Origin of the sequence: Paracoccus sediminicola, assembly GCF_027912835.1 — a bacterium.
Classification (GTDB): Bacteria; Pseudomonadota; Alphaproteobacteria; order Rhodobacterales; family Rhodobacteraceae; genus Paracoccus; species Paracoccus sediminicola.
This window is the reverse complement of record NZ_CP115768.1, coordinates 1-13,529: the sequence shown is the minus strand read 5'-3', so window position 1 is coordinate 13,529 and position 13,529 is coordinate 1. Positions and strand designations below refer to the sequence as shown.

Below are 13,529 nucleotides of genomic sequence, written 5' to 3'. Positions count from 1 at the left end.
CTGGCTTCATCCTTCGAGCTTGACAAGTTCGCCGGGCAGGATGGGCAGGTTGATCGCCGCGAAAGATTCTGCGGCGGGGATTCGGATAGCGTCACGACATCTCAATCCTGAACGCAATGCTACGCAGTCGCCGAGAGGCGGTGACCGCGTAACGCGCGAGAAGCCAGCTTCCGATGACGCACGGCGTGCGCCTCTCCACCTAGCGAATTCAGATCACCACCGCCGATCGCGGTCATTCTCAGAAAACCAGCCTCGATTTGGTTCGATCAGCAGTGACACGCCATACCCCACTGCGATCATGCCCTACATTCCCAATGAAATTTGGAGAGTGTCAGACTGTGGCAGGACTCCCTTAAAGATCCTCCAAAACCTCGGCGGCAAGGCGAAAGGATGTTTGGCGCGCTTCCGGATCATGGATCTGGCCGGTCAGAATCAACTCGTCGGGTCGATATTGCGCGATCAGATCCGACAGCTCTTGCCGCAGCGTCACCGGACTGCCGACCGCGCTGACGCGCAGCGCCTGGCCAACCATCCGCCCGATTTGTGGGGTGATCTCGGACAGATCGCGCGTCGGCTTCGGCAACCTTCCCGGTCGGCCGCTGCGAAGTCGCGCAAAGGCCAGCTTCTGGCTGGAATGAAGATAATGCGCCGTCTCGTCCGTGTCGGCGGCAATGACGTTGACGGCCAACATGAAATGCGGACCGGTCTCGGCCCCGGGGCGGCCCGAAGGCTCGAAACGCTCGCGATAAACCTGCAGCGCCTCGTCCAGCGCGCCGGGCGCGAAATGCGAGGCGAAAGCGTAGGGAAGCCCCAGCATCGCGGCAAGCTGTGCGCCGAACAGCGACGAACCCAGTATCCAGACCGGCACATTCGTCCCTTGCCCGGGATGTGCCACGACCTGCGCGTTCGGCTGGCTTTCCGCCAGATAGCCCATCAGCTCAACCACATCATGCGGAAAATTTTCAGCCATGTCGGGCGTCTTGCGCAGCGCACGGAAGACGGCGCCGTCGCCACCCGGGGCCCGCCCAAGGCCAAGATCGATGCGGTCTCCGTAAATCGTGGCGAGCGTGCCGAACTGCTCGGCAATCGACAGCGGCGAATGGTTGGGCAACATGATCCCCCCGGCACCGACGCGGATACGCGATGTCTGGGCAGAAATATGTCCGATCATCACAGAGGTCGCGGCCGAGGCTATGCCGATCATGTTGTGATGCTCGGCCAGCCAATAACGGTGATAGTTCAGCCCGTCAGCCATCCTTGCGAGCGCGACGCTGTCGGCGATGGCCTCGGCGGTGGAGGAGCCTTCGGGCACGGGGGCGAGATCAAGAATGGAATAGCGCATGGAGACCGGCTTTCGTAAGATCGTTCGGGCGTGATCCTGATCTATGTACTCGCCCGCCGTCTTGCCAGTGTCGCCTTGCGCTGGCACTGTCGGATGAAACGCGAGGCAACTGATGAACGACGATTTTCTGCCCCTCGAGACGCCGGATGCGGTCGAGCGGGATTATTTCAGTGATCCGAAAGCTGCGGTGCAACGGCTCGCCGAGCTGTATGACCGGGCCTCAGGCTTTCTGACCGAACGCTTCGTGGCCTGTCTGGGCGGCGAGCGGCCAAAGGCCCGCTATCGGGCGTTTTACCCCGAGGTTCGACTGACCACGACCAGCCACAGCAAGACGGATTCGCGGCTTTCCTTCGGCCATGTCACCATGCCCGGCAGCTATTCGGCGACGATCACGCGACCAGAGCTTTTCGCGAATTACCTCGAAGAGCAGCTTGGTCTGCTGATGAAGAACCACGATACGCCCATCGCCGTGGGCTATAGCGACACGCCGATGCCGGTGCATTTCGCCGTTGCCACGCGAACGGATTTGAACGTCCCGCAGGAGGGGGTGCTGAATTTCAGCCTCCGCGATGTGTTCGACGTGCCAGATCTGAATACGGTGAATGACGACATCGTAAACGGTGTGGCCGAGCCTTACGCCGACGGCTCGCAGGATCTCGCGCCTTTTACCGCGCAGCGCGTGGATTATTCGCTCGCCCGGCTGGCCCATTACACCGCGACCGATCCGGCGCATTTCCAGAACTTCGTCCTGTTTACCAATTATCAGTTCTATGTGGACGAGTTCGAGGCCTTTGCGCGCAGCGTTCTGGACGATCCGGCTTCGGGCTATACCGAGTTCGTCGCGCCGGGGAACCAGATCATCGGCCGATCCGATGGAGAGCTGATCCCGCTGGCGAAAATGCCGCAAATGCCGAGCTATCACCTCAAGCGCGCCGGCAATCAGGGCATCACGCTGGTCAATATCGGCGTCGGCCCGTCCAACGCCAAGACCGCGACCGACCATATCGCGGTGCTGCGACCGCATACCTGGCTGATGGTCGGGCATTGTGCGGGGCTGCGCAATTCACAGAGCCTCGGGGATTTCGTGCTCGCCCATGCCTATCTTCGCGAGGATAATGTTTTGAACGACGACCTGCCCGTCTGGGTGCCGATCCCGGCGCTGGCCGAGGTTCAGGTCGCATTGCAGGAAGCCGTCGCCGAGGTCACGAAGCTGGACGGCTATGAGCTGAAGCGGATCATGCGCACCGGCACGGTGGCCACGATCGACAACCGTAACTGGGAGCTTCGCGATCAGTCGGGCCCGATCCACAGGTTGTCACTTTCCCGCGCCATCGGGCTGGATATGGAAAGCGCCACCATCGCGGCGAACGGTTTTCGCTTCCGCGTCCCCTATGGCACACTGCTCTGCGTGTCGGACAAGCCTCTGCATGGCGAGCTGAAACTGCCAGGCATGGCCACCGACTTCTATCGCACACAAGTTGCCAACCATTTGCTCATCGGGGTGCGCGCGATGGAAAAGCTGCGCGATATGCCGCTGGAGCGGATCCACTCTCGCAAGCTGCGATCTTTCGCCGAAACCGCGTTCCTCTGAGCGCAAGGCAGCCAATTGACGCTGCGTCATCCTCGAATTCGCGTCAGAATGGGCCGTTTCTGCCGGATTGCGCGGCGCAAGCTTAGAAAAACAGTTGAATTATCCTGAAAAACCTAGTGTAGCAGTTCCATGCCGCATGAAAGCGGTCATGGACTTCCCCAGATTGGGGCAACGAGGAGACAGATAAATGGCTCAAGCCGTCAAGCCGATGACCAAGACGCAATTCGTCGCCACGCTCGCCGAAGAGATGGGCAGCGACAAGAAATCCGCCGCCGCCGCTCTGGACGCGATTGCGGCTGTGGTAACCCGTGAAGTTTCCAATGGCGGCGCCGTGACCCTTCCGGGCATCGGCAAGGTTGCCTGCCGCGCCCGCCCCGAGCGTCAGGTCCGCAACCCGCAGACCCAGGAAATGATGACCAAGCCGGCCGACAAGCAGGTCAAGGTCACCGTCGCCAAGGCGCTCAAGGACAGCGTCAACGCCTGATCGGCATCGGACGAGATCCTGAGGCCGCCTTTCGAGGCGGCCTTTTTCTTTTGCAGCCGCGGGGTCTGGTGGATACCCCGCCACGCGCCTATGGTCACAGCGTCAGTGAAGCGGGGTCGGAAATGGATATCAGATCCGTCTTAATGGGGCTCGCCTTCGCCTTCATGTGGGCGTCGGCCTTCACCTCGACGCGTGTCATCGTGACCGCCGCGCCGCCGCTGACGGCGCTGGTTATCCGCTTCGCTCTGTCTGCCGTGATCGGCATCCTGATCGCCCGCGCCATGGGTCAGAGCTGGCGTCTCAGCCGTAATGAATGGCGCGTTCTGATCGTCTTCGGCATTGCTCAGAATGCGCTTTATCTGGGGCTGAACTGGATCGCCATGCAGACGGTCGAGGCCTCGGCTGCGGCGATCATTGCGTCGATGATGCCCCTCTTGGTGGCATTCTTCGGTTGGGTCTGGCTGGGTGAGCGGCTGCGCCCCATCGCGGTGGCCGGGCTGATCCTCGGCGTGATCGGCGTCGTGCTGATCATGGGTGTGCGGTTGCAAGACGGACTTGACCCGTTCGGCGTGGCGCTGTGCCTGATCGCCGTTGTGGCACTGACCGTGGCGACGCTGGTGGTGCGCGGCACGAGCGGCAGCCGCAACATGCTGATGATTGTCGGGCTGCAAATGGCGGTGGGCGCGGTGGCGCTGGCGGTTCCCGCAGTTGTGATGGAATGGGGCCGCGAGATCGCATGGAGCTGGACGCTGCTATTCGCGTTTCTCTATACCGTTGCCGCGCCGGGGCTGGCCGCGACGTTCATCTGGTTCCTGCTGGTGAACCGCATCGGCGCGGTCCGGGCGGCAACCTTTCACTTTCTGTCTCCGATCTTCGGCGTGACCATCGCCGCGATTTTCCTGGGCGAACGCTTTGGCCTGATTGATGTGATCGGGGCATGTATCGTGGCGGCGGGCATCCTGATGGTGCAAATGGCGCGGCTGCCAGTGGTGCAGACCCCGCCCTCGCGACCCCAAGACGCCGATGCAAAGCAGGCCGCACCACGATCCTGAGGCGCGGCGACCAGTGGCGCGACGCTCTGCGGATCTCCTGTCAGGCTGGCGCGGAAGAAAAAGCCGCGCCCGAATGAGCGCGGCCATGATCGGGCATCAGGGACGGCCGCTCAGAACTGATAGTTCAGACCCAGCTTGAGCTGTTGCCAGTCTGGCGTCGCCTCGGTCGATTTGCCGTTCACGTCCTCGAGATGCTCTTTGCCGTAATTGTGGTATTCCCACTCGCCCGTCACGGACCAGTCCGCCGAAAGCTTGCGCTCGATGCCGAGCCCGAGAATATAACCGGTCGCGGACTTGCCGCTTTCGTCGATATCGACTGCGCCCGCCGCGCCGTTCGTGCCACTGATCTGATAGTCGAAATCAGCCTGGCTGATCCCGGCAATCCCATAGAACCAGGTGTTCTTTGCCTGGTTCAGCACACCGGATTTAAGCCGCAGCGACAGGACATTGCTAATCTCGTTCGACGCTTCATAACCTGCGGTATCGAACTCGTCGCTGATACCGCCGGCTTCATAGCCAAGCTCCCCCGCGAAGACCCAGTCGCGCGCGGCTCCGGTCCGCTGCATCCGATAACCGAGCCGCCACCCATAGGCTGCGCCGCTGAGTTCGAGCGTATCAGGCGTCGTATAGACGAAATCCTGCCCTTGCCCGATGCCGACCTCATCATCGCCGGCGAACCCATAGCCAAGCGTGCCACCGACATAGGCGCCCTGCCAGCTGAGCGGCTCACTGACGACGACCGGCGTGACTTCGGTTTCGACGAGGGGGGCGATGTAACCGCCCGCGAGCGCCGCCGACGCCGCGAAGCTGGCGGTCAGAGCGGACAGGGCGAACTGGGTTCTTTTCATGAATAACTCCACGGACAGAGAGCCGAACTCTCGGTGAATATCTTCTGACACGATATGGCGTGACCGTTTTCACGGCAATCTGTCTAACGGACAGGCGTGGCTTCTGTGCCAATCCTGCCCTCAAACTGCGGCAGGATTGACACAATGTTGTCAGACTTAACCAATCCGCAATCCGCGGGTCAGATATCGAGATTCTCGACGCTGAGTGCGTTCTGCTGTATGAATTCGCGGCGCGGCTCGACCAGATCGCCCATCAGCTTGGTGAAGATATCCTCGGCATCCGAGACGTCGTCCACCTTCACCTGCAGCATGGTGCGCGCCTGAGGATCGAGCGTGGTTTCCCAGAGTTGCTCCGGGTTCATCTCGCCCAGCCCCTTGTAGCGCTGAAGTGACAGGCCCTTTTCGCCTTCGAGGAAGATTGCCGACAATAGGCTGAGCGGGCCATGGATCGCGATCTCGCGGTCCTTGCGCACCAAGGCAGCCGGGCGGGAATAGACATCCTGCAAGGCCTGCGTCATCTCGCCCAGACGTCGCGATTCCGCCGAACGCAGCATCGGGCCGTCCAGCGTCCGCGCCTCTTCGACGCCGCGAAGCTGGCGGGTCATGCGGATGCCGCCATCCTGGGTCGGGCGGCCGGTCCACCCACGCTCATATTCCTCGGCCACGTCATCGAGACGCTGCGCGACCGCCGTCGCCACCCCTGCGGCGTCCTGATCGACGCGGCCCGGCACGAGAGCGCCGGCGATCGCTGCCTGTTCGGTGATATGGGGCGGGTAATGGGTCGGATAGGCGCGCAGGATGCGGCGCGCGGTCCGGGCTTCCTCGATGACGCGCAGCAGGTCGTTGCCGGTGATCGATTCACCCGATGCCAGCCGCAGCGCCGCGCCGTCCACCCCTTGCTGGATCAAATAATCCTCGAGCGCCGCCTCATTCTTGAGATAGACCTCGGACCGCCCGCGCCCGACCTTATACAGAGGCGGCTGCGCGATATAGAGATGCCCGTGCTCGATCAGCTCGGGCATCTGGCGGAAGAAGAAGGTCAGCAGCAGCGTGCGGATATGCGCGCCATCGACATCGGCGTCTGTCATGATGACGATCTTGTGATAGCGCAGTTTCGAAAGGTCGAACTCGTCCCGCCCGATCCCGGTGCCAAGCGCGGTGATCAGCGTGCCGACGGTTTCCGACGACAGCATCCGGTCGAAGCGCGCGCGTTCCACGTTCAGGATCTTGCCTCGCAGCGGCAGCACCGCCTGGTTCTTGCGCGAACGCCCCTGCTTGGCCGAGCCACCGGCCGAGTCACCCTCGACGATGAACAGCTCGGACAGGGCCGGGTCCTTTTCCTGACAATCGGCCAGCTTGCCGGGCAGGCTTGCGACATCCATCGCGGTCTTGCGGCGGGTCAGTTCGCGCGCCTTGCGCGCGGCCTCGCGCGCCAGCGCGGCCTCGATGATCTTGCCGACGATCTGCTTGGCCTCGTTCGGATTTTCCTCGAACCACTCGGCCAGTTTCTCGCCCACCAGACCCTCGACCGCCGGGCGCACCTCGGAGGAGACCAGCTTGTCCTTGGTCTGGCTGGAAAACTTCGGGTCCGGCACCTTGACCGACAGCACGCAGGTCAGCCCCTCGCGCGCATCGTCGCCGGTGAAATCCACCTTTTCGCGTCGGGCAATACCGCTATCCTGCGCATAGCGCGAGATCACCCGCGTCAGCGCCCCCCGGAAGCCCGCCAGATGGGTGCCGCCATCGCGCTGCGGAATGTTGTTGGTGAAGGGCAGCACGGTTTCGTGGTAGCTGTCATTCCACCACATCGCCACCTCGACGCCGATGCCGTTACGCTCGCCCTCAATGAAGATCGGCTCTTCCATGACCGCCGTTTTCGAGCGGTCGATGAACTTCACGAATTCGCGGACGCCGCCTTCATAGTAAAGCTCGGTCTTCAGCGGTTCTGCCGGGCGCTCATCCTCGAGGATGATGCGCACGCCGGAATTGAGGAAGGCGAGCTCGCGCAGCCGGTTTTCCAGCGTCTTGAAGCTGAAATCGAGATTGGAGAAAGTGCCGCTTTCGTCGTTTTCCTTGGACGAGGCAAGGAAACGCACCTCGGTCCCTTTCTGATCGGGTGCGTCGCCGACGACCTTCAGATGCTCGGCGGTTTCGCCCTTTTCGAAGCGCGCGACATGTTCCTTGCCGTTGCGCCAGATGCGTAGCTCCAGCCAGTCGGACAGCGCATTCACCACCGAAACCCCGACGCCGTGCAGACCGCCCGAGACCTTATAGCTGTTCTGGTCGAACTTCCCGCCTGCATGAAGCTGGGTCATGATGACCTCGGCCGCCGAGACGCCCTCGGTCTTGTGCATCTCGACCGGGATGCCGCGTCCGTTATCGCGCACCGAGACGCTGGAATCGGAATGGATTTTCACATGCACGTAATCGGCATGACCTGCCAGAGCCTCGTCGATGCCATTGTCGACGACTTCGTAAACCATGTGATGCAGGCCGCTGCCGTCATCGGTGTCGCCGATATACATGCCCGGGCGTTTCCGGACGGCTTCCAACCCCTTGAGAACCTTGATGGAATCGGCGCCGTATTCGGGCTGTTGCGAAGCGGTATCTGTCATGCCTGAATTTTCCTGTTATTCTGCCCAAGATATAGTCTTTCGCGGCGGCAAAGTCACGGCAAAGACACAGTATTTCGTGGTTTTCCGGCGGCGTCGCACGACCTGTTGCAACGTGGGTCCATAGCGTTCCAGACAGGCTTGATCGTATTTTGTCAGAGGTCGTCATGCGTTGGTTATTGCTCATATTCTGGATCGTTCTCATCATCGCCGTATTCTGGCTTTTGGGACGTCTGGTTTTTCCGATGCCCACCCGCGCCGATGAGGCGAAAGAAACCGCGACTCCTTTCGATCCCGAGACAACTTTCGGCCCCCGCGCACAGGAAGCGACGGCCGACCATCCGGGGCAAAGCGGCGTGGTCCCGCTGGCCGATGGGACACAGGCGCTTCAAAGCAGGATTGCGCTGGCCAACGGGGCCGAGCGCTCGCTGGATGTGATGTATTATATCTGGCACCAGGACGAATCCGGCATGATGCTGATGAGCGCGCTGCGCGATGCCGCCGAGCGCGGGGTCCGGGTGCGGCTTTTGCTGGACGATAATGGCATCGAGGGCTGGGACCCGATGCTGGCGGCGCTGAACGGCCTGCCGAATTTTTCGGTGAGGCTGTTCAACGCCTCTCCGATCCGCCGCCCGAAGCTGGCAGGCTTCGCCCTGCATCCGCTGCGCATGAACCGAAGGATGCACAACAAGGCCTTCATCGTCGACGGGGCGGCGGCCATCGTCGGTGGGCGCAATATCGGCAATGAATATTTCGCCGTGGGCGATGCGCCGGCCTATCTCGACCTCGATGTGCTCGGGGTCGGACAGGTCGTGCCGGACACTGCGGCGATCTTTGACGAATACTGGAACAGCGCGCCGGTGGTGGCGCTTGACAGGGTCGTGCCGGGACCCGGGGACATGGCCGCCTTCGACAAGGCGGTGAGCGAAGCGCGCAGCTCGGAAGCCGGTCGCGCCTTTGCCGAGACCGCGCGCACCCCGGCGGAACGAATGGCCGGGGGCGAAGCGCCGCAGATGGAATGGACCGAGGTCGATGTCGTGGCCGACGATCCCGCAAAAGGCATTGGCGAGGTCGAACGCGGCGAGCTGATGATCACCCGGCTCAGCGATATTCTGGGCAATGTGGACCGAAATCTCGACCTGATCTCGGCCTATTTCGTGCCGGGAAAGGAGGGCAGCCGTTTCTTCGCGGATCTCGCCGGCGCCGGTACCAAAGTTCGCATCCTGACAAACTCCTGGCGGGCGACCGATGTGCCGATGGTTCACGCAGGCTATGTCAAATACCGGCGCGAGTTGCTGGAAGCCGGTGTCGAGCTGTTCGAGTTGAAACCTCGCGAGGGTGCGCTGACCGGCAAGGCCGAGCTGGGTCCGATCGGTTCGTCCGGTGCGTCGCTTCATGCCAAGACATTTTCGGTGGATGATGCGCGGCTGTTTATCGGGTCGTTCAACTTCGACCCACGCTCTGCTTTGCTGAATTGCGAGATGGGGTTCCTGATCGACAGCCCCGGCATGGCGCAGACCGGGGCCGAGGCGATGACCGACCGGCTGGGGGGTCGCAGCTATCAGCCGATGCTGACCGAGAACGACAAGATGGTGTGGCGCGAGCCGCGGCAGGATGGCGGCGCGCGTCTGCTCGAAAGCGAGCCGGGTCTGGGTCTGCTGGACCGGGTTGCGGTCTATGTGCTGAACGTGCTGCCGATCGAGTGGCTGCTTTAGATCAGACGTCTTCGGCCTTGGACGCACCGGCCTCGCGCCGGACCGACAAGCGACGGGCGCGGTCGCCCAGATCGGCGAACAACTCTGCCCCGGTTCCGGTCAGCAGGCTCTGCGCACCGAGCGATGTGACCTGATCGTAAAGTGCTGCGCGGCGTCCTGCATCGAGATGCGCCGCCACCTCGTCAAGCAGCAGCACCACCGGCTGATCGGTCAGCGCGCGGGCATTGGCGAGGATCAGCGACAGCAGCAAAGCTTTCTGTTCGCCTGTCGAGGATAGCGCGGCGGGCATATCCTCCGCACCCCAGCTTGCGCCGAGATCGGCGCGATGCGGCCCGGTCAGGCTGCGCCCTGCGGCGATATCGCGCGGGCGCATCGCCTCCAACCGCCCTGCGATGTCTGCGCCATTCGGATCATCGGAGAAGCCCTCGCCCGGCAAAAGCCGCAGACGCGCGGCGGGAAAGCCGATTCCGTCATCCTGCGCCGCCATGATCGCGTCGATTGCGGCCAGCCTGTTGCGGGTGATGCGCCCGCCTGCCTCGCCCATCTGCGTCTCCAGCGCGCGATACCAACCGGGATCGGTGATCTGCTCGCGCAATAGCCGGTTCCGCTCGCGCATTGCCTTGTCATAGGCCAGCGTCGCCTCGGCGTGATCGGGATGAAAGCTCAGCGTGATGCGGTCGAGAAAGCGCCGGCGTCCTTCGGGAGCCTCGGTCCAGACGCGATCCATCGCAGGTGTCAGCCAGATCACCCGCATCAGCTTGCCAAGCGTCACCTGCGGGGAGGGTTTATCATCCAGAACGACTTCGCGCCGGGCACCGGGAAGCGCGGTGGTCTCGACCTGATGCTCGCCGATCCGCGCCCGGATCCGCCAGCCCGCGCCGACCCCCTGCCGCGCCTGATCGCCGGGGGCTGCGCCGCGCATGCCCCGACCCGGCGACAGCATCGACACCGCTTCCAGCACATTGGTCTTGCCCGAGCCATTCGGCCCGTAAAGCGCCACTGGCCGCGCATCGAGATCAAGTTCGAGGCGCGGCCAGGATCGGAATTGGGCAAGTGTCAGGCGGTGAAGCGTCACACGCGCATCGGCATGACGACATAGACGGCCGAAGGGTCGGTGCCCTCACGGATCAGCGCCGCATCGCCAGAGCCGTTGAACATGAAGACCGCATTCTCGCGGTCGATCTGGGCCGCGATTTCCTGAAGATATTTGGCGTTGAACCCGATCTCCAAAGCCTCGTCGCCATAGGCCACGGCGAGTTCTTCATCCGCGGTGCCGGAATCGGGCGCGTTGACCGACAGCACCACCCGATCCATGTCGAGCGCCAGCTTGACGGCGCGCGAACGTTCGCTGCTGACCGTCGCCACGCGATCCACCGCGCGGGCGAAGTCGCTCGCATCGACCTCCATCTTGCGGGCATTCCCCATCGGGATCACGCGTGTATAGTCAGGGAAGGTGCCGTCGATGACCTTCGAGGTGAGGGTAATGTTCGGCGTGGCGAAGCGGACCTTGGTCTCGCTGACAGAGACGGCGATCTGCGCCTCATCGTCTTCCAGAAGCTTGCGCAGCTCTGCCACGGTTTTCTTCGGCACGATCACGCCCGGCATATCCTCTGCCCCCTCGGGCAGTGGCGCGTCGATCCGGGCCAGGCGGTGGCCATCGGTCGCCACGCAGCGCAGCACCTTGCCTTCTTCCGAGTCGGTCACATGCATATAGACGCCGTTCAGGTAATAGCGGGTCTCTTCATTCGAAATGGCGAATTTCGACTTGTCGAAAAGCCGGCGCAGCATCGAAGCGGGGGCGGCAAAATTGGCGCTGTATTCAGAGCTTGCCATCACCGGGAAGTCCTCGGTCGGCAGCGTGGCAAGGCTGAAATTCGAACGGCCCGCCTGCACGGTCAGCCGCTCATTCGCGCTGTCCACGGCAATGCTGACAAGCGAGCCATCGGGCAGCTTGCGCGAAATCTCGTTCAGCATCTGCGCCGAAACGGTCGTCGCTCCGGGTCGCTCGACATGGGCCGGGGCGCGGTCGACAACTTCGGTGTCGAGATCGGTGGCGCGGAAGCTAACCCCATCGGGCGTTGCCTCAATCTGAACATTGGCGAGGATCGGGATGGTGTGGCGGCGTTCGACCACGGATTGCGCCTGCGCCACGGCTTTGACCAGATCGGCCCGTTCGATCGAGAATTTCATATCCTGTCCCCTGTCTCGCGCGCCGGATTGCACGCCTCATCCGGCGTGGTGGCCGGTCCGTGGAATGTCGATGGAAACGCGTCCGGAATCAAGCCTCAAGGGCGCGGCGCAGAAGCTGAACATCCTCGGCCAGACCGTGATCCTCGCCACAGAGTTCCTCGATCTTGCGCACCCCATGCATGATGGTGGTGTGATCGCGGCCGCCAAAGCGCCGTCCGATCTCGGGAAGGCTGCGCGTTGTCATCTGCTTGGCCAGATACATCGCCACCTGACGCGGCCGCGCGATGGTGCGCACGCGCTTCTGCCCGACAAGATCCGAGAGCTTGATATTGTAATGCTCGGCGACCTTGCGCTGGATGTCTTCGATGGACAGCTTGCGGTCCGATGCGCGCAGAATATCGGTCAGGCAGTCCTGGGTCAGCTCCATGTCGATCTCGCGCCCGACAAGCGAGGCGAAGGCAAAGAGCCGCTGCAACGCGCCTTCGAGCACCCGCACATTCGAGGTGATGCGATGAGCAAGGAATTCCAGCACACCCGGCGCGATCTGAAGACCCGAATACTGGGCGCGGAACGCATCGGCCTTGGATTGCAGAATGCCAAGGCGCAACTCGTAGTCGGTCGGATGCAGATCGACGACAAGCCCGCATTGCAGCCGCGACTTGATGCGGTCTTCCATGCCCTTGATCTCGCCCGGCGCGCGGTCGGCAGAAATCACGATCTGCTTGCCCTGATCGACGAGCGCGTTGAAGGTGTGGAAGAATTCCTCCTGCGTCGATTCCTTGCCGGCGATGAACTGGACATCATCCACCATCAGCACCTCGACATTGCGGAACATCTCTTTGAAATCCATGATCGTGCGCTCGCGCAGCGCCTGCACGAAACGATACATGAACTGTTCCGCCGACAGATAGAGCACCCGCGATTCCGGGCGACGGCTGCGGATCTCGGACGCGATGGCATGCATCAGATGCGTCTTGCCCAGACCGACACCACCATAAAGGAACAGCGGGTTGAAGGTCACAGGCCCGCCCTCGGCCACGCGCCGGGCGGCAGCATGGGCCAGCTCGTTCGGTTTGCCGACGACGAAATTCTCGAAGGTGAAACGCGAATCGAGCGGGGCAGAGATCTCGTGCTCGGCGCCGCGCTGAGCCTCGGCAGGGCGCTCGGTTTTGCGGCGCGCCGCAATGGAGGATGAGGGCTTACGTGCTGCGGTGACGCTGAATTTCAACCGCGAAACGGGGCTGCCGGCCTGGCTCAGAGCTTCGCGGATTGCCTCGGCGTAGTGGCGCTGCACCCAGTCCGAGATAAAGCGCGTCGGCGTCGCGATGCTGGCCTCGCCGGCATCGATCGAGGTCAGTTCGAGCGGCGCGATCCACGCCGTGTGATTATTGCTGCCAACCCTGTCACGCAAACTGTCACTGGCCCGATCCCATAGATCTTTCATTCTTGTCGTCTCGTTGTCTTGTCCCCGTTTCCCGCCGCTGGCGCGACGAGGCGGACCCACATAGCAATGGAGGACCGCGGGCGGGCTGGCGTCAGGCTGAATGCCCATGCCAGACCAGCCCCGGACAATGACACACTGACGGTGACGAGCGGGTGGCAGCCCTCTCGGTCTTGCAGTGTTCGACCGTTGGACGGTCTCGTCTATCGCATCTACTTATGCCCGGTGGCAGAACCGGATCGACGCGACTTCCC

General features: G+C 62.6%; 10 protein-coding genes. 4 read left to right on the top strand and 6 right to left on the bottom strand.

Annotated elements, in window-relative coordinates:
* Positions 1–352 precede the first annotated feature (352 nt).
* A complete protein-coding gene (locus tag PAF18_RS00050; protein ID WP_271116611.1) occupies positions 353–1,342 on the bottom strand; it encodes an LLM class flavin-dependent oxidoreductase in 990 nt (329 codons plus the stop codon).
* Between the two features lie 112 nt (positions 1,343–1,454).
* Here PAF18_RS00050 and PAF18_RS00045 point away from each other — a divergent pair, with 112 nt between their 5' ends.
* From PAF18_RS00045 to PAF18_RS00035, 3 genes are all read left to right on the top strand, one after another.
* A complete protein-coding gene (locus PAF18_RS00045; protein WP_271116610.1) occupies positions 1,455–2,933 on the top strand; it encodes an AMP nucleosidase in 1,479 nt (492 codons plus the stop codon).
* A 187-nt stretch (positions 2,934–3,120) separates the two neighbouring features.
* Positions 3,121–3,417 carry an HU family DNA-binding protein gene (locus PAF18_RS00040; protein ID WP_271116609.1) on the top strand — a complete coding sequence of 99 codons (297 nt, stop codon included), beginning with the start codon at positions 3,121–3,123 and terminating at the stop codon, positions 3,415–3,417.
* Positions 3,418–3,539: 122 nt separating this feature from the next.
* Positions 3,540–4,469 carry a DMT family transporter gene (locus PAF18_RS00035; RefSeq protein ID WP_271116608.1) on the top strand — a complete coding sequence of 310 codons (930 nt, stop codon included), beginning with the start codon at positions 3,540–3,542 and terminating at the stop codon, positions 4,467–4,469.
* A gap of 110 nt (positions 4,470–4,579) precedes the next feature.
* On the opposite strand, the gene PAF18_RS00030 is transcribed toward PAF18_RS00035, so the two are convergent.
* On the bottom strand, positions 4,580–5,317 hold the full coding sequence (locus PAF18_RS00030) for an outer membrane protein (protein WP_271116607.1): 738 nt from the start codon (positions 5,315–5,317) through the stop codon (positions 4,580–4,582).
* A 179-nt stretch (positions 5,318–5,496) separates the two neighbouring features.
* Positions 5,497–7,932 carry a DNA topoisomerase (ATP-hydrolyzing) subunit B gene (gene gyrB / locus PAF18_RS00025; protein ID WP_271116606.1) on the bottom strand — a complete coding sequence of 812 codons (2,436 nt, stop codon included), beginning with the start codon at positions 7,930–7,932 and terminating at the stop codon, positions 5,497–5,499.
* Between the two features lie 164 nt (positions 7,933–8,096).
* Between gyrB and PAF18_RS00020 the strand changes: the two genes are divergently transcribed.
* Positions 8,097–9,644 carry a phospholipase D family protein gene (locus tag PAF18_RS00020; protein ID WP_271116605.1) on the top strand — a complete coding sequence of 516 codons (1,548 nt, stop codon included), beginning with the start codon at positions 8,097–8,099 and terminating at the stop codon, positions 9,642–9,644.
* Between the two features lies 1 nt (position 9,645).
* Here PAF18_RS00020 and recF read toward each other — a convergent pair whose 3' ends face one another.
* The 3 genes from recF to dnaA all read right to left on the bottom strand — a co-directional run bounded on the left by recF (position 9,646) and on the right by dnaA (position 13,278).
* On the bottom strand, positions 9,646–10,719 hold the full coding sequence (gene recF / locus PAF18_RS00015) for a DNA replication/repair protein RecF (RefSeq protein WP_271116604.1): 1,074 nt from the start codon (positions 10,717–10,719) through the stop codon (positions 9,646–9,648).
* Complete coding sequence (dnaN, locus tag PAF18_RS00010) at positions 10,716–11,834, bottom strand: DNA polymerase III subunit beta (protein ID WP_271116603.1); 1,119 nt, start codon at positions 11,832–11,834, stop codon at positions 10,716–10,718. The genes recF and dnaN overlap by 4 nt, the downstream gene beginning before the upstream one ends.
* Before the next feature lie 88 nt (positions 11,835–11,922).
* Positions 11,923–13,278 carry a chromosomal replication initiator protein DnaA gene (gene dnaA / locus PAF18_RS00005; protein WP_271116602.1) on the bottom strand — a complete coding sequence of 452 codons (1,356 nt, stop codon included), beginning with the start codon at positions 13,276–13,278 and terminating at the stop codon, positions 11,923–11,925.
* Positions 13,279–13,529: the final 251 nt, after the last annotated feature.